22 protein-coding genes are annotated in these 23,068 nt (G+C 64.3%); 7 read left to right on the top strand and 15 right to left on the bottom strand.

All coding sequences use genetic code 11. The features are described from left to right. Positions 1–5: 5 nt before the first annotated feature. Positions 6–995: a thiamine pyrophosphate-dependent dehydrogenase E1 component subunit alpha gene (locus ACN0SE_RS02015; RefSeq protein ID WP_417522800.1), complete on the bottom strand. Its 990-nt coding sequence runs from the start codon at positions 993–995 to the stop codon at positions 6–8. Positions 996–2,222: 1,227 nt separating this feature from the next. Between ACN0SE_RS02015 and hydA the strand changes: the two genes are divergently transcribed. Both hydA and ACN0SE_RS02005 read left to right on the top strand, forming a co-directional pair. Then, entirely contained in the window at positions 2,223–3,608 is a 1,386-nt protein-coding gene (gene hydA / locus ACN0SE_RS02010; protein WP_417522799.1) for a dihydropyrimidinase, read from the top strand. Between the two features lie 36 nt (positions 3,609–3,644). Next, complete coding sequence (locus tag ACN0SE_RS02005) at positions 3,645–4,322, top strand: GntR family transcriptional regulator (RefSeq protein WP_417522798.1); 678 nt, start codon at positions 3,645–3,647, stop codon at positions 4,320–4,322. A gap of 3 nt (positions 4,323–4,325) precedes the next feature. Here ACN0SE_RS02005 and allE read toward each other — a convergent pair whose 3' ends face one another. From allE to ACN0SE_RS01980, 5 genes are read right to left on the bottom strand one after another with little or no spacing between them, the layout of a single operon-like run. Continuing rightward, entirely contained in the window at positions 4,326–5,072 is a 747-nt protein-coding gene (gene allE / locus ACN0SE_RS02000; RefSeq protein ID WP_417522797.1) for a (S)-ureidoglycine aminohydrolase, read from the bottom strand. After that, positions 5,069–6,022, bottom strand: a complete 954-nt coding sequence (locus ACN0SE_RS01995) for a dihydrodipicolinate synthase family protein (RefSeq protein WP_417522796.1) — start codon at positions 6,020–6,022, stop codon at positions 5,069–5,071. The genes allE and ACN0SE_RS01995 overlap by 4 nt, the downstream gene beginning before the upstream one ends. Further along, on the bottom strand, positions 6,019–7,155 hold the full coding sequence (locus ACN0SE_RS01990; RefSeq protein ID WP_417522795.1) for an NAD(P)/FAD-dependent oxidoreductase: 1,137 nt from the start codon (positions 7,153–7,155) through the stop codon (positions 6,019–6,021). The genes ACN0SE_RS01995 and ACN0SE_RS01990 overlap by 4 nt, the downstream gene beginning before the upstream one ends. Continuing rightward, positions 7,152–8,549: an FAD-dependent oxidoreductase gene (locus tag ACN0SE_RS01985; protein WP_417522794.1), complete on the bottom strand. Its 1,398-nt coding sequence runs from the start codon at positions 8,547–8,549 to the stop codon at positions 7,152–7,154. The genes ACN0SE_RS01990 and ACN0SE_RS01985 overlap by 4 nt, the downstream gene beginning before the upstream one ends. Then, on the bottom strand, positions 8,546–8,791 hold the full coding sequence (locus ACN0SE_RS01980) for a (2Fe-2S)-binding protein (protein WP_417522793.1): 246 nt from the start codon (positions 8,789–8,791) through the stop codon (positions 8,546–8,548). Before ACN0SE_RS01980 ends, ACN0SE_RS01985 begins: the two co-directional genes overlap by 4 nt. Positions 8,792–8,944: 153 nt before the next feature. Between ACN0SE_RS01980 and ACN0SE_RS01975 the strand changes: the two genes are divergently transcribed. The 5 genes from ACN0SE_RS01975 (at position 8,945) to ACN0SE_RS01955 (ending at position 12,826) form a co-directional block, all read left to right on the top strand. Further along, the gene (locus ACN0SE_RS01975) at positions 8,945–9,763 is read left to right on the top strand and encodes a transporter substrate-binding domain-containing protein (protein WP_417522792.1); all 819 of its coding nucleotides are present in this window, start codon (positions 8,945–8,947) and stop codon (positions 9,761–9,763) included. 80 nt (positions 9,764–9,843) lie between these two features. Continuing rightward, on the top strand, positions 9,844–10,518 hold the full coding sequence (locus ACN0SE_RS01970) for an amino acid ABC transporter permease (protein ID WP_417522791.1): 675 nt from the start codon (positions 9,844–9,846) through the stop codon (positions 10,516–10,518). Continuing rightward, positions 10,518–11,192 (top strand): amino acid ABC transporter permease, encoded by a 675-nt coding sequence (locus tag ACN0SE_RS01965; protein WP_417522790.1) that lies wholly within the window; start codon positions 10,518–10,520, stop codon positions 11,190–11,192. Before ACN0SE_RS01970 ends, ACN0SE_RS01965 begins: the two co-directional genes overlap by 1 nt. Next, positions 11,170–11,907 (top strand): amino acid ABC transporter ATP-binding protein, encoded by a 738-nt coding sequence (locus tag ACN0SE_RS01960; RefSeq protein ID WP_417522789.1) that lies wholly within the window; start codon positions 11,170–11,172, stop codon positions 11,905–11,907. Before ACN0SE_RS01965 ends, ACN0SE_RS01960 begins: the two co-directional genes overlap by 23 nt. After that, a complete protein-coding gene (locus ACN0SE_RS01955) occupies positions 11,876–12,826 on the top strand; it encodes a DUF6282 family protein (protein ID WP_417522788.1) in 951 nt (316 codons plus the stop codon). Before ACN0SE_RS01960 ends, ACN0SE_RS01955 begins: the two co-directional genes overlap by 32 nt. 9 nt (positions 12,827–12,835) lie before the next feature. Here ACN0SE_RS01955 and ACN0SE_RS01950 read toward each other — a convergent pair whose 3' ends face one another. From ACN0SE_RS01950 to ACN0SE_RS01910, 9 genes are all read right to left on the bottom strand, one after another. Next, the gene (locus ACN0SE_RS01950) at positions 12,836–13,504 is read right to left on the bottom strand and encodes a GntR family transcriptional regulator (protein WP_417522787.1); all 669 of its coding nucleotides are present in this window, start codon (positions 13,502–13,504) and stop codon (positions 12,836–12,838) included. 419 nt (positions 13,505–13,923) lie between these two features. Then, positions 13,924–14,346, bottom strand: a complete 423-nt coding sequence (locus ACN0SE_RS01945) for a DUF3830 family protein (RefSeq protein WP_417522786.1) — start codon at positions 14,344–14,346, stop codon at positions 13,924–13,926. Positions 14,347–14,359: 13 nt separating this feature from the next. Next, positions 14,360–17,188 carry an FAD-dependent oxidoreductase gene (locus ACN0SE_RS01940; protein ID WP_417522785.1) on the bottom strand — a complete coding sequence of 943 codons (2,829 nt, stop codon included), beginning with the start codon at positions 17,186–17,188 and terminating at the stop codon, positions 14,360–14,362. Positions 17,189–17,192: 4 nt separating this feature from the next. Then, positions 17,193–18,086: a dihydrodipicolinate synthase family protein gene (locus ACN0SE_RS01935; protein WP_417522784.1), complete on the bottom strand. Its 894-nt coding sequence runs from the start codon at positions 18,084–18,086 to the stop codon at positions 17,193–17,195. Then, positions 18,083–19,105: a phosphotriesterase family protein gene (locus ACN0SE_RS01930; RefSeq protein WP_417522783.1), complete on the bottom strand. Its 1,023-nt coding sequence runs from the start codon at positions 19,103–19,105 to the stop codon at positions 18,083–18,085. Before ACN0SE_RS01930 ends, ACN0SE_RS01935 begins: the two co-directional genes overlap by 4 nt. A gap of 12 nt (positions 19,106–19,117) precedes the next feature. Continuing rightward, positions 19,118–19,873, bottom strand: coding sequence for an amino acid ABC transporter ATP-binding protein (locus tag ACN0SE_RS01925; RefSeq protein ID WP_417522882.1), 756 nt, complete (start codon positions 19,871–19,873; stop codon positions 19,118–19,120). Between the two features lie 82 nt (positions 19,874–19,955). Beyond that, entirely contained in the window at positions 19,956–20,687 is a 732-nt protein-coding gene (locus tag ACN0SE_RS01920) for an amino acid ABC transporter permease (RefSeq protein ID WP_417522782.1), read from the bottom strand. Between the two features lie 70 nt (positions 20,688–20,757). Then, positions 20,758–21,603, bottom strand: a complete 846-nt coding sequence (locus ACN0SE_RS01915) for an ABC transporter substrate-binding protein (RefSeq protein WP_417522781.1) — start codon at positions 21,601–21,603, stop codon at positions 20,758–20,760. Between the two features lie 75 nt (positions 21,604–21,678). Beyond that, positions 21,679–22,968: a M20 family metallopeptidase gene (locus tag ACN0SE_RS01910; RefSeq protein ID WP_417522780.1), complete on the bottom strand. Its 1,290-nt coding sequence runs from the start codon at positions 22,966–22,968 to the stop codon at positions 21,679–21,681. Between the last annotated feature and the right edge of the window lie 100 nt (positions 22,969–23,068).

Genomic DNA, 23,068 nt, shown 5'->3' with positions numbered 1-23,068 from the left:
CTCCCTCAGGCTGCGAAAACGGCGGTCAGCGCGTCTTCGGGCGCCGGGTCCGCGCTGTCGCGGGCATATTTGATGGCGGCGTCCACGCACTCGGCCGCCTCCGCCTCGATCCGGTCCAGCTCGGCCTCGGTAGCCGTGCCCTCGTCCAGCATCCTCTGGCGCATCTTCGGGATCGGGTCCTTGGCGAGAAGCGCGTCCTTCTCGCCCTCAGGCCGATAACCTTCTGCGTCGCCCATGAAGTGCCCGGCAAGGCGGTAGGTCTCGACCTCCAGAAGTGTCGGGCCGTCACCGGCCCGGGCGCGCGCGATGGCCTCGCCCGCCGCCTCGTAGATCGCGAAGGGGTCATTGCCCTCGATCCGCTTGCCGGGGATGCCGTAGGCGGCGGCACGGTCGGCATTGTTCTCGATGGCGGTGGCGGTGCTCTTGGCGACCGAGATGCCCCAGGCGTTGTCCTCGATCACGCAGACGAAGGGCAGTTTCCACACGGCGGCGAGGTTCATCGCCTCGTGCCAGGCGCCTTGGTTCACCGCGCCTTCGCCGAGGAAGGCCACAGCGACGCCGGGTTTTCCCTGCATCTTGCGGCTGAGCGCCGCGCCCACCGCCGGGCCCATGCCCTGGGCGATGATGCCGGAACAGGCGAAGTTCACGTCCGGGTCGAAGATGTGCATGTGACCGCCACGGCCGCCGGAGAGGCCGGTCGCCTTGCCGAAGATCTCGGCCGCCATCTTGTCGAGGTCGACGCCCTTGGCGATGGCCTGGTGATGCGGGCGGTGGGTGGCCGTGACCACGTCATGGGGAGCAAGATGCGCACAGACCCCCACCGCCACTGGCTCCTGTCCGTCGGACAGGTGCATTTCGCCGGGGATCGGCCCGTTGGCCATGTTGAAGACCGGCGTCTTTCCTTCGAAATAGATCTTGGCGATGGTCTCTTCGAACCTGCGGCTCGTGACCATATTGCGATACATCCAGTGCTGTTCGTCGCGTGTTGGTGACATGAACTCCTCCTCCTCCCGTAGCTGCGGCGGGTCTGCCGCATGAAGCTCTGAGGTCAGGATTGTTCAGCACTGTCGTTTCACGCAACGCCGGGTATGGCCGGGCTGTCGCGGAGGGCGCTTTGTGTCTCATCGTAAGACAGGATGAGACACATCGAGACATCCGGCAGGCGGCCTCGGACGCGCAAGGGCTTGCCGGGCGATCAATCTGTGTTCCGATTTTGATCGGCGCTCTTCTCGAACAGGTCTATCGGGCTCCCTTGATCGACGAGTCGATCTCGCATTGTTCATCAGGACGGCGCCGACGCCTGCTTGGAATGGCCCCACCATTTTTGTCGGCTCTACGATTGGTGCCAATCGCAAAAGCCCCCTCCCCGCGCAGCTTGAACGGCGTTCGCAGCCACGCCGAAAATCCGAGCCCGCGGGGCGAACGGCAGGTTTGACGGGCTGCACCGCGGCGATACCACTCGCGGTCAATTGACCGCAAAGGGCCGTTGTACCTTGATGATACGGCCACCCTCGTCGACAATGCAGATGTGTGTCTCGTCGAGGGAAATTTCGAGGCCAACGAAAAATCCCATTTCTGATCTCCTTGATCGGTTGCAACGAAAGGTATGGTCCCAACATCCCCGTCTGGCGCAAAGCCCGATCAGCGCATCTGTATCGCCAGAACGAGATCTGCGCCCGCATGGGGGCCGATATCCCGAACAGCACGCTGTTGGTCTGGTGCGGGCGCGCTGGCCGGCCGCAGGGCTACTTGGGCGTCGGAGACCCGAGTAAAATGCCAGCATCTCCCACCATCGGCCCGGCGAAAACGCACAGACTGTCGGGATTTTTCCGGTTTTCGCAAAAGGGCCTGCAAACATAACGCCGATATATGTCCGGGGTCCTGTGTGCGGCTGTCGGAGGGTTGCCGGGCTGTCGGGATTTTGCACATGGCGGTGTGCGCATCCGGCCATCAGGTGGGGGCGCGCGCGACCTTGAAGTGCAACTCCTATTAGAAACTAATGAGTTACCAAATGAAAGGATTGCGCCATGGGGTCTGTGTACACGATCCACCCGCACCGACTTTTCTCTACTGGCAAGGTCGGATGTGGCGGAGCATGACTTGCCAGACGTTGCGCAACTTTTGCGCATTTCCGTCTGCCTCCCGAAAAATTCAGCATCAATTGTATACGAACTGTCTATTTATAGTATATGGAGAGATGGACATGAACCGAGGCCCTCTCCATGCAATTTGACCTACTTCTGAAATCCGGCACCGTGGTGACCGAAACCGACAGCCGACAGGCCGATGTCGGCATCAAGGACGGCAAGATCGTCGCCATTGGCAGCACACTTGACGGCGAAGCCACCGAGGTGATCGACGCCTCGGGCCGCCTGGTCCTTCCCGGCGGGATCGACAGCCACGTGCATATCGCACAGCCGTCGGGTGATGGCATCGTCATGGCCGACGACTTCGAAAGCGGCACGCGCTCGGCTCTTTTTGGCGGCAATACGACGATCATGCCTTTCTGCCTGCAAGAGCGCGACGGCGACCTGCGCAGCGCCATCAACTGGTATCACGGGCTGGCCGAAAACCAGCTTTACACCGATGTTGCCTTTCACCTGATCGTCGCCAATCCCAGCCCCGGTGTGCTGGGCCAGCAATTGCCGGCGGCGATCAAGGATGGCTACACCTCGATCAAGGTCTTCATGACCTACGAGAACCTGCGCCTCAACGATGCCGAGCTGCTCGCCACCTTCGACGTGGCCCGCGAACACGGTGCGACAATGATGATCCATTGCGAAAACGAGGATGCCATCCGCTACCTGGTCGAACGGCACGAGGCCAATGGCAATGTCCTCCCCCGCGCCCATGCCACCACCCGCCCGGTGCCGGTCGAGCGCGAGGCCACCCACCGAGCGCTGTCGCTGGCCGAGATCGTCGATTTGCCGATCGTTATCGTGCATGTGTCGAATGCCGCCGCCATCGAGGAAATTCGCCGCGCCCGCGCAAGGGGCATGAAGGTGACGGCGGAAACCTGTCCGCAATACCTCGTGCTGACCGAGGATGACCTCGACGGCATGGACTGGGAAGGGGCCAAGTTCGTCTGCTCGCCGCCGCCGCGCAATACCCAGGAACAGGCCGCCTGCTGGGAAGGACTGACTGACGGCACCTTCGACCTGTTTTCCTCCGATCACTGCCCGTTCCGCTACGCGGGCACCGACGGCAAGATGAACCCGCAGGGGGCGAAGAACTTCCGCTACATTCCCAACGGCATTCCCGGCGTCGAGACGCGGCTGCCGATCCTGTTTTCCGAGGGCGTCGGCAAGGGCCGCATCGATCTGCAACAATTCGTGGCCCTGACCGCGACCAACCACGCCAAGACCTATGGGCTTTTCCCGCAAAAGGGCACCATCGCAGTGGGCTCGGATGCCGACATTGCCATTTGGGATCCCGAACTGACCCGAACCGTGACCCACGAAAGCCTGCATGACGGCGCAGATTATTCGCCTTATGAAGGCATGACCCTGACGGGCTGGCCCACCACCGTGGTGCTGCGCGGCAAGGTCATGGTTCGGGATGACGTATTGGAAGGAGAACTCGGTGACGGTCAATATCTTTCGCGGTAAATTCGACCGTTCCCCGTCTTGGTGCAGGAGGCGCGCATGAGCCGAGAGATCAACGACCCGGTCAATGTCACCCCGCGCAAGCGCACCAGCGCCCTGTCCGAGCAGGTGCGCCAGCGCCTGAACGAGATGATCCGCAATCGCGATCTGATCGGGGGACAGGTGATCACGGAAGAGCGCCTTGCCGAAACGCTGGGCGTGTCGCGGACCCCGCTGCGCGAGGCGCTGTTGCGGCTCGAAGGCGAAGGCATGCTTCAGAAAAACGCCGGCCGCTCCTTTATGGTGCGGCAGGTGGATTTCACCGAATATATGCAAAGTCTGAAGATGCGGCGCATCATCGAACCCGAAGCGGCAGCGCTGGCCGCGATCCGGGTGCCAAAGGCCGAACTGACCGAGATGCGCCAGGAGATCGAGGCGTTGCACAGTACGCGGGACGACCGCGAACACACCCGCGCGCATTGGAACTGCGATGACAAACTGCACCGGCTGTTTGGATATCATTCCGGCAATCAGGTGATGTACGGCGTGATCGAACGCCTGCGCGTCACCACGCGGCTCTTCGAGGTGGCGGATATCCGGCAACGGGTCGAGGCGGACCATGCGCAGCACCTGGAAATTCTTGATGCGCTTGACGCCGAAGATGCCGACTGGGCCCGACGCGCGGTCGATGCCCACATCGGCAGTCTCATTTCCTATTCGCTCGAGCAATTCACCTGAAGGTCAGCCCAGCGGTTCGCGGTTCCAGTTCTTGTAGATGAGATAGCGTGCGTTTCCCGGCCCGATGGCCCCGAACCACTGCGGGCAGTAGGGGCCCATCCATATCGCATCACCGGCGGCCACCGGATACCAGGCGTCCTCAAGCCGATAGATCCCGCCGCCGTCCAGCAGCATGAGCCCATGTTCCATGAAATGGGTCTCGACATAGGGCAGGCTGGCCCCGGGGGCGAAATCCATTACGTTGATTTCCATGTCGAAACCTGCGCCGTCAGGCAGCAGTTTCTGCAGCATCAGGCGGTCGTCACCCTTCATCGGTTGCGCCGCGGCTTGCGGGATGGATGACACCACGGGCGCTGGCGGCGGCGTGCCCTCCATCGGCCTGTAGCACCGTTCGAGAACAAGTACTTCGGACCCCGCCCCCAGTTTCAGCGCATGTTGGCACCCCGCAGGCAGAAATGCATAGCCTTCATGCGGCAGAGCCTCGGGGCCAGCGCCATCCAGATCAATCGCCACGCCGCCCGCGCGGTGCAGCACGAACCGTTCAACATCCGCTCTTGCCGCGCCAATCCTCGTCTCCTCCTGCGTGCGAACCAGGAAAAAGGTGAACTCGGCCCCGAGCGCCGGGGTGATCAGGTGAACCAGTGCACAGCCGGGCCAAAGCGGCAAAGTGACCCGTTCATGGCTGTCTCGGCTGATGACCGCATGTTTCTTTGCAAATGCCGAGCGCGTTTCACCGAAAGTCTGTCTCATGCCTGTGCCCTTTCGCACGCAAGTGCCAGGACCGCGCGCAGGCGGTCGATTTCTTCGGGGGCCAATTCCCGCATCGGACGTTTCATCCGGTCGCTTGCGATATGGCCTTGCAGGTGCAGGCCAGCCTTGAGCCGGGCGTTGGCCAGATAGGCCGGCGCGCGACGGTAGATTTCGCGCGACAGCGGATAGATCGCATCGTGAAGGTCCCGTGCCCGGCCCCAGTCTCCGGCGGTGCAGGCAGCAAAGAGCCCGGTGACAAGCTCCGGTACGATGGCGGCGAGAGAGACCTGGCTGCCATCGGTGCCGATCTGGTAGCAGGCAAACAGGTGTTCATCGCCCGAGGCCATGACCGACACGCCGGGACGCTCTGCCTTGATCCGCCGCCGCAGCTCTTCGTAGGCCGCGACGTCCCAGGCGCCTTCCTTGATCCCTGCGACTGCCTCGATCTGGCACAGCCGCGCCAGCAGGTCGACGTCATAGGACAGGTGCCCCCAGCCCAACGGCGCCTTGTAGAGCACAATTGGCAAGCCGCAGGCCTGCGCAACGGCGCGGTGATGTTCAACAACGATGCCCGGATCTACGCCCATCGCCCAGTGATTGGGCGGAAACAGCAGCACCGCATCAGCCCCGGCACGGGCGGCGTCCTCGGCCTCTTGCGTGGCGGCGGCAGTGGATTCCGAGGTCACGCCCACGGTCAGGAAACTCTCGGCGGGCACCGCCGCGCGCACCACCTCGGTCACGCGCCGCCGCTCGTCCGGCGACATCAGCCCTCCCTCACCTGCATGACCGTTGATCAGCAGCCCGCCAATCCCCTCGGCGCGCGCGATGCGCCCCGCGTGGGCGGCCAGCTCTGCCTCCGACACGGCCCCGTCGCGGGTCAATGGGCAAAGGGTGGCGGCATGAATGCCTGTCAGGCCGGGAACATCGAGCGGTGCGGCGGTATCTGTCACGTGCGATCTCTTTCGTTGAGGGAGCCTTGGCCGGGCAGAAGCCGGTCGATGGGGAAAAGGGGCATCTCGGGGGTTTGCCCCAGGATGGCCTGGGTCAGGCACCGGGCCACGTAGGGCGCGCTGGTATAGCCCGAGTGGACCGAGCCGATCACCCAGGCACCGGGATGGCCCGGCACCGGGCCGACGGCGGGCAATGCATCGGCGGTTTCCGCCTCGAACCCGGTCCAGATGCGGACGATACGACTGTGCCGCAGCGCCGGGATGGCATGCACGGCGAGCAGCGCATTGCCCACGGCGCTGGCGGCGGTGGCACGATGGGTGCCGCTGGCACGGTCGCCCACCCCCTGCCAACCGCCGCCGATCACCACGGTGCCATGCGGATATTGTTTGAGCGACAAGAGCCCGCTGGCAATCCCCAGCACCGTGCGCATCACCGGCGCCGCGCGCTCGGTCACCGCAAGCTGGTTGATCAGCGTCTTGATCGGCAGGTCGATCCCCAGCCACTTCAGCATCGGCTCGATCCAGACACCGCCTGCCAGGACCACCTGACTGGCCGCGAAACCGCCCCGGTCGGACCGAATGTCATAGCCATGCCCCAAGGGCGAAACGCCGGAAACGGGCGTGTATTCACGCAGGTCCACCCCAGCCTCGACCAGCGCCCGGCGATAGGCCAGCCCGGTAAGATAGGCGTTGGCATAGCCGTCGACCGAACAATGGCTCGCCATGCGGATGGCAGGATTCACCCCCGGCTCGATCCGGGCAGCCTCTTGCGGCGAGACCAGCCGGATCGGCGCACCGGCGGCGCTCCGCGCCTCGGCACGTTGCGACAGGATCTCTTCCTCGGCCTCGGTAAAGGCCAGTGACAGCCCGTCGCAGGCCACCACGCCCACGTCGTGGCCCAGCCACTCCGGTGCCTTGACCCACATCTCATGCGCCTTGAGCGCATAGGGGATCAAGGCCGCACGGGTCATCTGCATGGTCAGCGTGCCGGCGTTCGTCCCCGAAGCCTGCCGCGCCAGCGCGCCCTGATCGAACAGCACCACGCGCATCCCTTCGCGCGCCGCGAAAAGTGCCACGCTCGCGCCTTGGATGCCGCCGCCGATGACGGCCAGATCGAAAGCCATCTGGGTCATAGCGGCGCAGGTTTCGGAACGGGAATGTCGGAATAATCGAACTCGCCGATCAGCCGGTCCATGCTGACCGGGCGCACGGGTGCGCGGGGCGTGAACCGCAGGTCACCCTCAAGCGCCAGGATCCCGGCGGCGTTCAATCCGCACATCCGGCCCTGGCACGGCCCCATGCCAAGGCGCGTGAAATGCTTGAGCTGGTTCATGTCGGCGGCGCCAGCGGCCACCGCCGCATCGATGTCCGAACGCCGCACGTCCTCGCACCGGCACACAACACAGTCCGACGGCATGTGCGCCAGATCATCCTCGGGAAAGGCCATCAGCCGGCACGAGGCATCGGCAAAGCGCCGGGCCCGCGTCAGGCGACGGCGTGCAGACCGGGAACGTGCCGCGAAAGCTTCTGCGCTCAGGGCGCCATGATCGCGCGCCGCCGCGAGCCCGGCAATCTGCCCCTGATAGACCGAAGGCAATGCGCCATGCACCCCCGCGCCATCGCCCGCCGCGTACAGCCCCGGCACCGAGGTCCGTTGATCGGGGTCAACCTCAGTGCGATACCCGCCGCGCAGCCGGTCACGGGTTTGTGCCGCACCAAGAAGCCGGTGCAACTCGTCCGCCGGGGTCAGCCCGTTGCCGATATAGAGCGTATCTGCGGCAATTTCGGTTTGGCGGCCGCTTGGCAGATGCCGCACCGTGACGCGACCCAGTACCGGATCGCCCCCTGCGGCCACGATCGCGCTCTGCCGCAGGATCGGAACCCGTGCCGCCGCCAGCCGCGCCATCCACTGCGCGCCACGCGTCAGCATCATGGGCAGGGCGACGAAGCCCGACGCCGCACGCAGCCAATCGCCCCGACCTGCGCGGTCGACAATCGCGCGCGGACGCAGACCCAGCTCAAGCGCCTTGGCCGCAACAGCAATCAGCAGCGGCCCCTGTCCGGCGATCACGATCTCCTTGCCCGGCAGGATCTTTTCCGCCTTCATGATCGCAGTCGCCGCGGCCAGACCAAAGACGCCCGGGGTCGTCCACCCCGGAAAGGGCAGCACCCGCTCGATCGCACCGGTGGCCAGGATCAGGCGCGGTGCCTGCAACTCGCGGTTGCCCTGCTCTGCAAGGCACTGCACCAAGAACCCCGGGCCGGCATCCCAGACCTCGGCCCCGGCCAGAAGATCGACCGACGACTCCCGCAGCCGCTTTCGCAGCGCTTGGCCCTGTCGGCCATCGGCATCGGTTGCGGCGGCCACCTGCGCCTGCACGGTGCGCGGCGCGCGCCAGACCTGACCGCCCGGCGCCGGGCCTTCGTCGATCAGCGCCACCCGCAATCCTGCGTCCGACGCCGCCAGCGCCGCCTCGCCACCCGCCGGCCCCGCGCCGATGACAATCACGTCATGCGATGCGTTCATTCCGCAGCCCCCGCGCCGCGCAGACGCAACACCATGCCCGTCGCCACCGGCGTCTGGCAGGCGCGGCGAATCACCCCGTCGATCTCGATCGCGCATTCCTGACAGGCGCCCATCATGCAGAAAGGCCCGCGCGGCGTGCCCGCATCCGGAGAGACGCGAAACCGGTAGATGCCCCGCGCCAGAAGCGCCCCCGCCACTGTCTGGCCGGCCACGCAATCGACTGGTTTTCCGTCTACAACCATCTGAATTGCCTTATTTTCCATCATCTTTGAAAGCGCCCGTCCCAGCATGTCTCAAGAAAGTTGTTTACTTGTATGAGTTTTGTATACAGGCTGAGTGCAGAGTGAACAATAGAGTTTGCTGCACCGTCAAACAAAAACAGGGAACACTGACTCATGATGACTTTTTTCAAGCGCGCGATGGTCGCCGGGGTGGGCGCACTTCTCTCTGCATCCATGCTTCTGCCCGGCACGGCGGAGGCCCGGTCGCTGGATGAAATCCTGTCCTCAGGCACGCTCAAGGTCGGTGTGAACCCGACACTGCCGCCGCTCGGCATCTATGACGACACAAACCAGATCGCAGGCTTCGACGTCGATTTCTCGCAAAAGATCGCCGACATGCTGGGCGTCGAGCTCGAAGTCGTTCAGGTCGGATCGCCCGACCGCATCCCCTTTGTCGCCAGCGGCAAGATCGACATTGTCATGGGTGCCATGACCCGCAACCCCGAGCGCGCCAAGGTGATCGACTTCACCCTGCCCGTGCATACCGAGGTCTTCGGCGTGCTGACCACCGAGGAGAAGGGGTACAGCGACTGGAAAGAATTGAACACCTCCGACGTGACGATGGTGCAGGTGCGTGGCTCCACCCCGGTAAAGTTCATCGAGGAAAACCTGCCCGAGGCCGAGGTGCTGCTGCTCGACAACTACCCTGACGTGATCCGCGCACTGGCCCAGGGTCGCGGCGACGCGATGCTCGACGTGGTGGATTTCGTCGGCGAACACATGAACAAGCATGACGTCGCGTGGAAGGTCGTCGAGACCCCGGTCGACATCTACTACTGCGCACTCGGCGTCGCCAAGGGCAGCACCGGCCTGAAAGACTGGCTCAACGTGGCGATCTTTGAACTGCACCGCGATGGTGTGGTCGACGATCTCTGGGTCAAGTGGTTCGAACGCCCGATGATCCGCGACGTCGAGATGTCGCCCTGGTTCTGAATTCTCTCCCAGCGCAATCAGGGTCCCCGCCGGCTGTGCCGCGGGGGCCTTGCCTTCGGACTGGCACATACGGGTAATCGATGGACTATACTTTCCAGTACGGCCAGGTCTGGCCCTACCTCCCCTATCTCCTGAAGGGCGCGTGGCTCAGCCTGCAGATCGCCTTTCTCGCCTTTTGCGGCGGCATGTTGATCGGCACCGCCTGTGCCGCAGTCAAGACATTCGGCGGTGGCTGGATGCGACACGGGGTCAATGCCTACGTGGTGTTCTTCGTCAACACGCCGCAGCTGGTGCAAATCTACTTCCTCTATTTCGCCCTGCCGGACATGGGCATCTTCCTCAGCTCCTACATGGCAGTGCTGCTGGGCATGACGCTGAATGCCGGCGCCTACCTGACCGAGATCCAGCGCGCCGGTTTCGAAAGCCGTCGCCAAAGCGAGATGGAAGCCGCCGAAGTGCTGGGCTTTTCCCGCTGGCAGCAGATCCGCTACGTGATCCTGCCGCATGTGGCCAAGGTGCTGTTTCCGCCGCTGTCCAACCACTACATCCTGATGACGCTTGGCACCTCGATGGCGGCGATCTTCGGGGTCGAGGAATTGACCGGCCGCGCCTTCAACATCAACAGCGAAACCTTTCGCTCGCTTGAGGTCTTCTCGATCGTGGCGGTGATCTACGTGGTGGTCACGCTGGTCGCCTCGGTCCTGCTGGCGCTTTTCGGCCGCTTTGCCTTTCGCGCGAAAATGAGGGTGGTGTGATGAGCGAACTGGCCGAACTCCTTACCTATTACAACGTGATATTCCTGCTCAAGGGCATGGGAACCACCTTCGCGCTCTCTGCCCTTGGCTGCATCCTTGGCGGTCTTTTCGGCACCGCGCTGGCCGTGGCGCGGCTGACCACCGGGCCGCTCACCCTGCCCCTGCGGGCGCTGGCGCTGGTGTTCACCGAATTCTTCCGCCGGGTGCCCTTTCTTGTCACGCTGATGCTGTGTTTCTTCATATTTCAGTTCAGCGGGCTTGATGTCTCGACCTTCACTGTGGGCTGCGTGACCGTCGTGCTGATCGGCACCGCCTTTCTGGCGGAGATCGTGCGCGCCGGGCTGCAATCGGTGCATTCCAACCAGTGGCACGCCGCCGAGACGATGAATTTCACCCTGCTGCAAACCATCCGCTACGTGGTGCTGCCGCAGGCCTGGACAGTGATCCTGCCGCCGGCCTTCGGCTTCTTCATCCTCTTCATCAAGGACAGCGCGCTGGCCTCGCAGATCGGGGTGATCGAGCTCACCTATGTCGGCAAGGTCTTCAACAACCGCGGCTTTTCCGCCGGCGTGTCCTTTGGCGTGATCCTCGTGGCGTACTTCATGCTGTCCTACCCCCTGTCCCGCCTCGGCGCGAAACTGGAGAAAAAACTTGGCTCATCTCGAACTCGATAACATCAGCGCCGCCTATGGAAAGTTGCGGGTGCTCGACGGGATCGACATCTCGGTCGGCTCGGGCGAAACCGTCGGCCTGATCGGCCCCTCCGGGTCTGGCAAGAGCACGATCCTGCGGGTCTTGACCGGCCTGCTCAAACCGGATGCCGGCGTGGTCCGCGTCGGTGGCGCGCCGATCAACTTTGACAAACCGGCCGAGATCCGGCGATTGCGCGACCGCGCGGCCATCGTGTTTCAGCAATACAACCTGTTCCAGAACCTGACCGTGCTGGAAAACGTGATGATCGCGCCCACCAAGGTGCGCGGGCGCAAGCCCAAGGAGGTGCGCCCGGAGGCCGAGCATCTTCTGGCCAAGGTCGGTCTGGCCGACAAGATGGACAGCTACCCCGATCAGCTCTCCGGTGGCCAGCAACAACGCGTCGCGATCGCGCGCGGCCTGTGCCTGAAGCCTGAGATCCTTCTGCTGGACGAGGTGACTGCCGCGCTTGACCCCGAGTTGGTCAGCGAGGTTCTCGATACCATCCGGGGCTTGGCCGAAGACGGCATGACCATGCTGATCGTCAGCCACGAAATGGGCTTCATCCGCGAAATCAGCGCGCGCGTCGCCTTCATGGCCGATGGCAAGGTGGTCGAGCTGGGCGCGCCCGCAAAAATCTTTGATGCCCCCGAAAAGGAGAGAACCCGTGATTTCGTCGGAAAAATCTTGCGCCACTGAGGGCCTGCCCGCCCATCTGCCCGGCGCCGACCTGCTGGTGGGTGCGGTGGACGGGCATGTGCACGCCTGCCCCCACATCAATCACCGCTCGCTCGACGTGTTCGAGGCCACCCGCATGGCCGCCGCCGCCGGCATGCGCGCCATAGGCCTGATGGACAATTTCGCCAACACATCGGGCCTTGCCGCGCTGGCCAACCGTCAGTTGGCGCATCTGGGCGTCGAGGTCTTCGGCGGGCTGATCATGGAACCCCCGGCCGGCGGGATCAGCGCCGAAGCCGTGCGCATCGCACTGAAGCTGGGCTATGGCGCGCCGGGCGACGGGGCGCGCTTTGTCTCGCTGCCCACCCATCACACCCGCCACATCGCGCTGTTGGAGAACCGGTCGGAGGAACATGTCGCGCGCTGTCTCGCCATACCGGAGAGCGGCCCCCTGCCCGATCCCCTGCCCGAGATCCTCGACCTGGTGGCCGAAGCCGACGTGGTGCTGAACACCGGCCACCTCTCCGCAGCGGAAGCGCTGCGCGTGGTCGATGCGGCGCGCGCACGTGGCGTCACCCGCATTCTGGTGCCCGCCAGCCATTATGACGCCGCCACGGTGACCGCGCTGGCCGGGATGGGCGCGCATGTGGAGTTTTCGTTCTTCTTTGCCAGCCATGCCACCCAGACCGGGCTGACCCATGTGGACGCCGCGCGCAACACCGTGCCCCCGGTAAGCGCCCCCGAAATGGTCGCCCTTATTCGGTCGGCCCCGGCAGATCAGGTGGTGCTTTCAGGGGATTGCGGCGTGTTCCTCCTGCCGCCGCCAGTCGAAGGGCTGCGAGAGTTTCTCTTGCTGCTGGAAAGCTGCGGCCTGACCCGCGACGCGCTGCGCCGCATGACCGGCAAGACCCCCGCAGCGCTGTTCAAAGTCGCGTCCTAGGCAGGATGATCAGGACACCGTTTCAATGGCAAACTGACGCAGGGACCGGATGTGCCCTGCCATCGCCTTGCGCGCGAGCCGCGCATCGCGGGCCTCCAATGCGTCGAGGATGGATTCGTGCTGGCGGGTGTCGGGTTCCAACCGTTCCGAAAGGCGGTCAATCTCGAACATCTTGGTACTGGCGCGCAGGGAATGAAGCATGTTCGCCATGACCCGGTTGCCGCAGTTTTCGATCACCAGCCCGTGCACCTCGTCATCCGACCTCCAATGGGCCAGCATGTCGTAGGGCTTTTGCTCTTTCACCGCCTGCAATGTCTCACGCGCCCGGGCGATTGCCGCGGGATCGACCCGATCTACGCAAAGCGCAGCGGCCTCGGCTTCCAGAAGCTCCCTGACCTTCAGGCTTTGCAGGTATTCGCTCAACTCCACCTTGCGCACCTGGAAGGAACGGTTGGCGGACTTGACCAGCACGCCCTGTGCCTCCAGTCGCTGCAAGGCATGGCGCAACGGGGTGCGGGAAATACCCAGAAGATCGGCAATCTGCTGCTCCACGATCACGCTGCCAGCGGTGAGTTCGCGCTGTTCGATCATCGTTGAGATCGCATCGTAAGCCTGACCCGCCAAGGTACCTCGACGCTGCGGCAGCGCGAGGTCTGCGGAAGGCGGCTGTTTCGTCATGTCGTCATTCTTTTCAACTGTGGTGGCCCCGGGATGAAAGCCAGAACTCCGCCCGGGAAACCCTCTTTGCGATGCCCCTTCCGGAAGTCAACGGTATCCTAACCGGATACCGCCGTTCAGGCAAAGGTGGAACGCATTCCCCTGTAAACCGCGAGCTTGCAGGAGATTGCCCAGCTTCCGCACACGGCAGTGCCGCCATGGCGATCCGGTTGTCGTGATCTCCGACATGCTTTGCAGTCATACCACGCCACAGACGCTACAGCCGGAATCGCCTTCCGAAACTCATTGCAAGGGGTGCATGCTGCGGCGGCCTGCGCCCCGGCCAAACAGTCGCTTGATCAGGCATCACCCACGTGTGCGCATATCCCATGCCCTCGGAGAAAGGCCGCCGCGCCCGGCTTTTCAACGCCGGTCCCGCCTCAGGCGCCAGGTGCCAATTCAAACAGGATGTCCTGCGCGCCTTCCCAGAGCACCAGATTGCCCAGCTTCATCAGGTGTTCCTGTCCGCTGGTGATGGTGACAAAGTGGTTGCCTGCAAGCTGCCCCATCTTGGACGAGAAATCGACGCCGCCATAGGCCAACAGGATTTCCGTCTCGGAGATCCCGCCGGGATAGAGGATGATATGCCCCGGCGCGGGGTGCGAGGTGTGGTTTTCATAGCCGACGCCAAAGTCGAAGTCGCCCAGCGGGATCCACACGCCTTCGCCACTCCAGCGCACGTGCACCAACTGGCCGCTATAAGGCAGCTTTTCGCGGAACACGGCGCAGGTCTGGGGCGCAGCCTCTTCCTCCAGAACGGCGTCAAACTCGTAGGGGCCTGCCTTGATTTTCAGCTTGGTCATGATGTGCCTTTCGTCATCTGTTGAACCGGTCGAATGAGAATGCAGAGAGATCTTGCCGCAGCGTGCCATGCAGCGCCGCATGCGCCACTTCGCGGCCCATCAGCGGCCCGAGCGTATAGCCATTGGCGGTTGCGGCGACGGTTATTCCGGGATGGCCCGGCAACGGGCCGATCAGAGGCGCGCCGTCGATGTCGATGTTCATCGCGGCCCAGCTGCGCAGCACGCGCAGCCCGCCCACCGCAGGCACCGTGCGCGCCGCCACCCATAGGTTGCCTTCAAGGCTTTCGGGCAGGACCCGCGATTGCCCGGCCGGGCCGGTCTCGGCCGTCCAGGCACCGCCGATCAGGATCGTACCGGCATGGGTTTGTTTCATCGTCAGGTGTCGATCGGCATGGGCCACAAGGCAGGGCAGCACTGGCGCAGTGCGTTCTGTCACCACCATCTGCAATGGCGCGCCCTTTACCGGGATGTCGGCCCCCAGCATCCGGCCCAGCTGCGACGACCAACCCCCTGCCGCGATCACGACACGCCGCGCATGGATCGTTCCGCGCGGGGTAGAGATCTCATAGCCATCCCCGACGCGGGCCATGCCCGTCACAGGTGTCTGCTCTTCGAAACACACGCCTTGGGCCTTTGCCGCCGCAACCAGGGCCCGCGAGGCCGCAAGCGGATTGATCTTGCCCTCGCCGGGGCACCAGGCCGCGGCAACCATGCGCGGGGAAATCTCCGGCGCGATCTGGCGCAGGCGGTCGGGGCCGATGATCTCGGTCGTGATGCCGACCCGAGCTTCGGAACGCGCTTTCTGTTCGAGGAAGGGGATCTGTGCTTCGGTTTCCGCCACCATCAGCCCGCCAGAGGTGACCATCTCGAAGTCCGCGCCGAACTGGTGCTCGAGCTCGCTCCACAGCGCGATGGATTCCTGCTGGAGCGGCAGGGTCCGCAGTTGCAGGTCGCCGCCGCCCACCGCCTTTTGTCCGAAATCCCAGGACAGAAGTTGCAGATGCAGGCTCCCCGCGTTGCCGCCCGAAGCCTCGGCATTGAGCCAACCACGTTCCAGCACCGTGACCTTTGCGCCCTGCCGTCCGGAAAAAAGCGCGGCAGAAATGCCGGTGATGCCGCCGCCAATGACAACAAGGTCAGCGCTGTCCTGATGCAGCGGTGTGTCAGCCGGCGGTCCGGGCCGGGCCGCCGGCGCGCTTTCGCGGTGGCCGCCCCATTCCGGCTTTTCGATCCCCAGCTTCGAGACCGGCACCGGCTTGGCCGGGAGTTGCGGCGCAAAAAGCCGTTCGGGCGATTGTGGCACCCCTGCATCCGCCAGCAGCCGAAGCGCCACGGGAAGACAATACCGCCCCTGGCACCGCCCCATGCCCATGCGGGTTTCGCGTTTGAGGGCGCCGGGATCACGGGCCCCGTCCGCAATGCAGCGCCTCAGCTCGCCTGCCGTGACCGCCTCACAACGGCAGACCACGGCGCTGTCGGCAGGCCTCCCCGGCGGCGGCGCGTCGAACAACGCCCAAAGCGCGGATTGAAACCGTTGCGCGCGGCGAAGCGGCGCGGTTGAAACGGCGGGGGCGTCGCACCCCAGAAAACGCGCGATGGCCGCACCTGCCAGCGCGCCCTGCGCCTCGGCGGCGGGCGCACCGCCCAGACCACCCGCGTCGCCGGCAATCCACAGTCCGGGAACCGAACTGGCGCCGTCCCTGTCCCGCCGCGGGACCGGCCAACCGTGGCCCGGCCCGGCGATCAGCTCGGCCCCCATCAACCGAGCGAGCTCCATCTGCGGCGCGAAGCCGGCTCCGATGCAGACGGTTTGTGCCTCGATCCGCCGGCTGGCGCCACCGCCAGCGGCGGGTTGCACAACCGCGCCCCCGTCGTAAATCTCGGCCAGGTCCCACCCGGTCAATACCGGCACACCGGCGCGCGCAAAGCGCAGCCTTTGGCCCAGCCCTGCCGCAATCAGCCCCGGCGATTGCAGGGCCGTTCGCAGGAAAGCTCCGGCACGGCGCAGCGGCGCGCGTTCCACCACGGCGGCCACCTTGCCGCCCATGCGCAGGATTTCATCCGCCACCTGCCAGCCCAGCGGGCCATGGCCCGCCACCAGAACCGGCCCCGGCGGCAGAACACCATAGCGCCGCACAAGTGTCTGCGCCGCGCCGATGCTCAGCACATTGGACCCGGTCCACCCCGGAACCACCGCCGGCATCTCGTAGCCACCGGTCGCCAGAAGAACGGCGCGCGCAGTCACCGACAGATCGCCCTCCGGGCCATGCGCCCGCAAGGTGAAATCCTTGCCTCCACGCGCATGCCAAACCGTCTGGCCGAGGATGACCTCGACCCCCGCCGCCACGACGGCGGCGCGCAGCGCATCACCGGCGCGGTGTTGCCCGTCTTTCGGGATTTCATGCCGGAAGCCATCGCTGCGCGGTTTGAAATACTGCCCGCCCGCGGCATCACGCTCATCCAGAACCAGCACTATTGCCCCGCTCTTGGCCAAAAGCAGCGCAGCGCGCAGACCGGCCGGCCCCGCACCGATCACCACGGCGTCCACCGTCAACGCACGCGGCGGCGCGGCATTGCCATCCCAATGCGCAGGCGCGCTTGTCAGATCATCCTGCGTCCGAACGTCCATGTCCGGCCTGACCTTGGTCATGCAGGCCAGTTGCCCGACCTGTCCGTCAACCCGGACTGCGCAATCCTGGCACACGCCCATGCCACAGAACATCGCCCTGTCCTGCCCGGTGCATCCCGAGCCCAGCCTGCGCACGCCGGCCGCCATCAAGGCGGCGGCAATGCTGTCGCCGGGCCGCGCCGCGATGCTGGCGCCGTTCCAGGTGAACTTCATGCCGTCAGGCCTCGGCCATATGCATCAGCCCCACCGCTTCAAGCGCTGCCAGAAGCTCGGGCATTTCGGCCTCCGGCAATGGCAGGCGCGGGCTGCGCGGATCGCCGGTCGGCAGGTCCATCAGCTCCAGCGCTTTCTTGGTAGCCGCGACATAGCGATGCCCGCCCACCAGCCGGATCACCGGCAGCATCTTCTTGTAAAGCGCGCGGGCGGCGTCGTAGTCCTGCGCATCCGCGGTGAGGGTGAAAAGCTCGGCGCACTCCTTCGGCAGGATATTCGATCCGACGGCAACCCAACCCTGTGCCCCGTTGACAAAGCTCTCGAAGCCCATGATCCCGCCAAAGACGGTCATCCGGTCGCCGCACAAGTCGATGATGTCGCGCACCCGGGTCACGTCCATCGTGCTTTCCTTGATATAATCCACGCCTTTGAGCGTCGACAGCCGCGCCACGATGGGCGGGGTCAGGTCCACATTGGCCGTTGCCGGATTGTTGTAGAGCATGATCGGCAGGTCGGTCGCCTCGCTGATCCGCGCATAATGGCGGTAAAGCTCGTCCTCGGTAGGCGTCGAGTAGAACGGTGGAATGATCATCACCCCATCGGCGCCCAGGGCTTCCGCCATTCGGCAGTTCTCGATCACCTCTTCCGTGCTTTCCGCGCCCGCGCCCAGCAGCACAGGCACCCGGCCCGCCACCGTATCCACGACACAGCGTGCCACGGCTTCGCGTTCGCCGATGTCGAGCGACAGGAACTCGCCGGTCGATCCAAGCGGGATCAGCCCGTGAATGCCTTCTGTCACCTGCCAATCGGTGTAGCGCGCCATGCGACCGGGATCGAAATTGCCCGCGTCATCATAGGCGGTGACCATCACGGAATAGGTGCCGCGAAACTGGGTCATTGCGGGTTCTCCTTCATATTCAGCAATCGTAAAGGGGTGTCGCGCAAAAGCGCGGAGACGAGCGCCGGCGGAAACTCCAGCCGCTGCATGAGAGTGGCGACATTGCGCAGGATGTGGCCATAGCCATGCCCGCCCCAGTGCCGCAGACGGGTCTTGGTACAGATGTCATGCGAGATGGCGATCTGATCGCCAAAGCCCTGTCCGGCCAGGTCCCGGATCAGCCGCAGGCGGCCAAGATCGGTGGGCAGCTCGACCTCGTCCGTCATCCAGTAGTGCGAGGATTCGACGCCGAAAAAGTCCCATTCGACCACCGCCCCCCGCTCGACCAGCGGGCGGATGCCCGTGCCGTCCGGGTGGGTGCGGTCCATGTGGCAGAGCACGACGTGGCAAAGGTCGGCGCCGTTGGCCTCCAATATGTCCAGCACCTGAGCGCAGGCAGTGTCGTGCCGCCCGGGATGCACGCTGATCGATGCTCCGGTGCGCGTCTGGGCGTCGGCGGCGGCCTCAAGCGCGCGACGCTCAAAGGCCGTCATCGGCCATGAGCATCCCATTTCGCCGATCAGCCCGGCGCGGATATCGGTGCCATCCATCCCATCCGTGACCTCCGCCGTGAACCGGTCGGCCAGCGCCTCGGCGGACAGTGTCCGAAGATCTTCGGGCACATAGGCTTCGACATAGGTGCCCGCCGCGGCGACGACGTGAACGCCGCTTTGCCGGGACGCCCGGGCCTGGCCCTCCGGGTCACGGGCCAGACCGAAAATCGACTGATCCACCAGGAGACTGCCCCCGTCCGCCGCGTAGTGCGCCAGTTCGGCCGCGGCGATTGCGACATCGGTTTGCACAGCGTTTGCGGCGCATTCGTTGGCGCGGTAGTCGACCTGCCAGCGGTCTTCGGCCCGGATATCCGCCTGCCGGTCGCCCGGTGTTCCGGGCGGAACGATGTCGAACAGCAAGTGCTCGTGCAGCAATATCGGTCCGATCATATCCGAAGATATGTCGCCCAGAACGGTTCTGATCACGGGATGTTCCTCTCAGAGGATCTTCGACAGGAAAAGCTTGGTGTGCTCGCTCTGCGGGTTGGTAAAGAACTCCTCGGGCGGCGCTTCCTCGACGATCATGCCATCGGCCATCATCAACACGCGGTCAGCCGCGGCGCGGGCAAAGCCCATCTCGTGGGTGACCACGATCATTGTCATGCCCTGGCGGCTGAGGTCGATCATCACGTCCAGCACCTCGGAGATCATTTCCGGGTCCAGCGCCGAGGTCGGCTCGTCAAACAGCATGACCTGCGGCCGCATCGCCAGCGCCCGGGCAATCGCCACCCGCTGTTGCTGGCCGCCCGACAACTGGCTGGGATAGGCATCAGCCTTTTCGGGCAGACCCACCTTGGCCAGAAGCTCATGTGCGTGGGCCTCGGCCTTTTTCGGGTCCTCGCCCATGATCCTGACCGGCGACAGGGTGATGTTCTTCAGCACGTTGAGATGCGGGAACAGGTTGAAGGACTGGAACACCATGCCCATGTTGCGGCGCTGCCGGGCGATCCTGCGGTCACCCAGTTGTACCCGCTTGCCGCTGCTGTCCTGGCGGTAGCCCATGTTCTCGCCGCAGGCGAGGATGCTGCCGCCCTCGATGGTTTCAAGGTGGTCGATGCAGCGCAGCAGCGTGGATTTCCCCGAGCCCGACCGACCGGCGATCACGACGACCTCGCCGGTGCGCACGGTCAGGCTGACATCCTTCAGCACGGTCACCCTGCCGAAGCGTTTCTCGACGTTTTTGATCTCGACGATCGGCGGGCCAAGATCACGCGGACCGGCATTCGCCAAGGGGAGGACTTCGGTTTCCATATTGCTCATATCCTTGTCCTCCATCTCAGACCTGGGCGGCCTGGCCGGCCAATACCGGGTCGGGTTTCTTCTGTTCATCGGTGTCCGCGACGGGGCCGAAGGGCCGGTCGTAATGCGCCTCGAGCCGTTGCTGGATCAGGCCCCAGACCGTGGTCATCAGCAGGTACCAGCAGGCCGCGCACATGTAGGCCTCAAGCACCTTGAATTCGAGCTGGGCCAACTGCTGTGTCCGGCGAAACAGCTCTTCCATCGAAATGACAGAGGCCAGCGAGGTGGTCTTGATCATCAGGTTGAACTGGTTGCCCAGCGGCGGAATGATGACGCGCGTCGCCTGGGGAATGATGACATAGCGCATCCGCTGCGCCCAGGTCATGCCAAGCGCAAGGCTGGCGTCTTCCTGCCCCTTGTTCACCGAGGTGACGCCGGAGCGGACGATCTCGGCAAAATAGGCGGCCTCGTGCAGCGACAGCGCGATGATGGCGCTTTCGATCACGCCCAGCTTGATGCCGACCTTGGGCAGCACGGTATAGATGATCACCATCTGCACCAGCAGCGGCGTGCCGCGCCAGACCCAGATGTAGGTGTTCGCGATCTGCCGCAGGATCCAGGTTTTCGACATCTTCATGAAGGCCAGCATGACCCCCAGCGAACAGCCGATCAGCATCGCGACGATCGACAGCCAGATCGTCGTCCAGACCCCGTTCAGCATGTAGGGGCTGAACAGGAACTGCATGAAATGATCCCAACTCCAGGACATGGTCTCTCCTTCCGGGTGCGGGGCGGCCGACGCGGGCCGCCCGTCTTTTTGTCATTTGGTCCGGAAAGGGTCAGTTGCCGGTGTAGAAATAGGTGAACTCGCCCGGCCAGCGGTCCCAGACGTCGATCCTGGTGGTGCCATAGGCCTCCATCATCGCGTCATAGGTTCCATCAGCCTTCATCGCATTCAGTGCATCGGCCACGGCTTGGGCGAGCGTCGGCTCATCAAAGGCAAAGGCGCCCGGGGTGCCGGGATAGAGCCCGGTCGCCGCCTTGGAGAACTGGCCCTTTTCCTGATAGTAGGAGCCGATGGCATCACCCGCGAAAACCGCTGAAATCTGACCGCCGCCAAGCGCAAGGAAGACTTCGCCGTAGGTGTTGAAGGCGCGGATATCCATCGGCTCGAGGCCTTCGGCCACTTGGGCATCGTTGATTTCGTTCAGCTTCTTCTCTTCGAACCCGGCGATCTCGACACCCACTGGATGTCCGGCGAGATCGGCGGGCCCGGAGAGCCCCTCAGGGTTGCCCGCCGCCGCGATCAGCGCCAGGGCGTTGACGGAATAGGGCACCAACTGCATGAAGCCTGCGCGTTCATCAGTGAAATACAGACCGGTGTTGATCATGTCCCAACGGTCGGCATCAAGACCGGGGATTTGCACCGCGAAATCCACGTTCTGATAGTTCGGCTCAAGGCACAGACGCTTGGCAATCTCATCGCCCAAGTCTTTGTGCAGACCCGCAAGATTGCCATCGGCATCAATGTATTGCTTCGGCGGAATGGTCGCGTTGATCGACATCGTCAGCTTGCCAGCCTCGACAAGCGGAAGATCGGTCGGACAGTCCTGAGCCTGCACGGCGCCGGCAGCCAGGGTGATCACGGTGGCAAGCGCCGTACCGGTCATCATCGTATTCTTCATGGATTTTTACCTCTGTTGGAAAGTTCGGGGGAAAGGGGATCGGGGCCGCTTGACCGGCCCTCTTTATGGTCGAAGTCAGTCATGCGTGCCGCTGCACCAATCGGTGACCACCTGCGTGGTGACATCCACCATGCGCAGAAAGTCATCCACATCGACCCATTCATCGCACTTCTCGTTCTGGCTGAGATCGCCACAGAGACAGCCGAAGGCGACACAGGGAATACCCGCCTCGACCGGCGGATTGCGGATGTCGGAAGAAGTGTGCATCACGTTGACGTAAGGCGCCTCGCCGGTGACGGCGCTGACGGCGCGAGCGGTGACCTGGTACAGCGGATGCGCCTCGGGCACATGGGCCCCGGTCACGCCGGTCAGCCACTCGACCACAGGAGGATTGTCGCGCAGCCAATCGTCGGCCTGTGCCGCCTTGGCAACGGCGCCCTCGACCTCGGCACAGATCTCCGCCAGCGTTTCGCCGGGAGGGAAGGACAAAGCGCCGCCCATGATGCATTCGTCGTGGATACGGCTGAACTTGCGCATTTCACCGCACTGCATTCGAGAGATGTGCAGATTGGTCGCCCGGCCGACCCGCGCCTCCATTTGCGGCTGCCGGACGCGCGCCGCGCGCTCATCTGCCAATTGCATGAGGGCGGAATAGATCAGGACAGCCTTGTTCACCGGGTTGGCCGACAGGTGCGAAAACGCCGTATGCCCGGGCTCGGTCGTATCGGGAGCCTGGCCCTTGACGGTGATCTTGAATTCAACGTGGCCCGAGGCCAGCGCCTTGATCTCACGCATGCCCACACCCGATTCCGCCGGGTGAAGGTAAAGCGCTGCATCCGCCCGCAGCCCATCGTGCAAGAGCGCCGCAACCCCGCGCGCATAACGCTTGGATGGGGTCGAGGCAAAGACCACCCGCCCCATGGGCCGGCCATTGGCCGCCGCGGCCTCGATCGCCAGAACAGCCGCAGCGCAACCGGCAAGGTCATCTGCAACGCCCCAGCCATGCAGCCGGCCCTTGTCAATCTCGCCGGCAAAGGCATCATGCGTCCATTGGTCCGCGTCGGTCACCGGTTCGCCATCGGGATGGGCAAAGATCAGCAGGCTGGGCAGGTCCGCCTGCCCGGCAAGGCTGCCCACCACCGCGCTGCGCAGCCCGGTCGCCCCGTTGGCCGCGTCGATTTCACCCTTCACCGGCACCCTGGCCGGGTCATATTCATGGTGACTGACGTCACATCCCGCCCGAGCCAACCGCGCGCCGATCGCGGCTTGCACCGCCGCCTCTCCCTCCACCTGGGCCGCGATCAGCTCGCGCAGAAAGGCGATGGCACTTTCGGTTCTGCCTTGGGGGGCGGTTCTGACATTCATGTGTTGCATCCTTTGCCCGCGTACTCACGGTATACAATTTACTAATCACTGTATACTGCCAGAATGCAATAGATTTCTTTTGGGATACATGAAAGGGTGG

Source organism: Marinovum sp., assembly GCF_048263515.1.
Classification (GTDB): domain Bacteria; phylum Pseudomonadota; class Alphaproteobacteria; order Rhodobacterales; family Rhodobacteraceae; genus Marinovum.
Note: the sequence above shows the minus strand (reverse complement) of the source record. Positions and strands in the feature narration are given on the sequence as shown.

What these genes read in the sequence shown, in the direction of transcription:
- ACN0SE_RS02015 (WP_417522800.1), bottom strand. Translation starts at nt 995, where the DNA reads ATGTCACCAACACGCGACGAACAGCACTGGATGTATCGCAATATGGTC.
- hydA (WP_417522799.1), top strand. Translation starts at nt 2,223, where the DNA reads ATGCAATTTGACCTACTTCTGAAATCCGGCACCGTGGTGACCGAAACC.
- ACN0SE_RS02005 (WP_417522798.1), top strand. Translation starts at nt 3,645, where the DNA reads ATGAGCCGAGAGATCAACGACCCGGTCAATGTCACCCCGCGCAAGCGC.
- allE (WP_417522797.1), bottom strand. Translation starts at nt 5,072, where the DNA reads ATGAGACAGACTTTCGGTGAAACGCGCTCGGCATTTGCAAAGAAACAT.
- ACN0SE_RS01990 (WP_417522795.1), bottom strand. Translation starts at nt 7,155, where the DNA reads ATGACCCAGATGGCTTTCGATCTGGCCGTCATCGGCGGCGGCATCCAA.
- ACN0SE_RS01985 (WP_417522794.1), bottom strand. Translation starts at nt 8,549, where the DNA reads ATGAACGCATCGCATGACGTGATTGTCATCGGCGCGGGGCCGGCGGGT.
- ACN0SE_RS01980 (WP_417522793.1), bottom strand. Translation starts at nt 8,791, where the DNA reads ATGGTTGTAGACGGAAAACCAGTCGATTGCGTGGCCGGCCAGACAGTG.
- ACN0SE_RS01975 (WP_417522792.1), top strand. Translation starts at nt 8,945, where the DNA reads ATGATGACTTTTTTCAAGCGCGCGATGGTCGCCGGGGTGGGCGCACTT.
- ACN0SE_RS01970 (WP_417522791.1), top strand. Translation starts at nt 9,844, where the DNA reads ATGGACTATACTTTCCAGTACGGCCAGGTCTGGCCCTACCTCCCCTAT.
- ACN0SE_RS01965 (WP_417522790.1), top strand. Translation starts at nt 10,518, where the DNA reads ATGAGCGAACTGGCCGAACTCCTTACCTATTACAACGTGATATTCCTG.
- ACN0SE_RS01950 (WP_417522787.1), bottom strand. Translation starts at nt 13,504, where the DNA reads ATGACGAAACAGCCGCCTTCCGCAGACCTCGCGCTGCCGCAGCGTCGA.
- ACN0SE_RS01945 (WP_417522786.1), bottom strand. Translation starts at nt 14,346, where the DNA reads ATGACCAAGCTGAAAATCAAGGCAGGCCCCTACGAGTTTGACGCCGTT.
- ACN0SE_RS01940 (WP_417522785.1), bottom strand. Translation starts at nt 17,188, where the DNA reads ATGAAGTTCACCTGGAACGGCGCCAGCATCGCGGCGCGGCCCGGCGAC.
- ACN0SE_RS01935 (WP_417522784.1), bottom strand. Translation starts at nt 18,086, where the DNA reads ATGACCCAGTTTCGCGGCACCTATTCCGTGATGGTCACCGCCTATGAT.
- ACN0SE_RS01920 (WP_417522782.1), bottom strand. Translation starts at nt 20,687, where the DNA reads ATGTCCTGGAGTTGGGATCATTTCATGCAGTTCCTGTTCAGCCCCTAC.
- ACN0SE_RS01915 (WP_417522781.1), bottom strand. Translation starts at nt 21,603, where the DNA reads ATGAAGAATACGATGATGACCGGTACGGCGCTTGCCACCGTGATCACC.
- ACN0SE_RS01910 (WP_417522780.1), bottom strand. Translation starts at nt 22,968, where the DNA reads ATGAATGTCAGAACCGCCCCCCAAGGCAGAACCGAAAGTGCCATCGCC.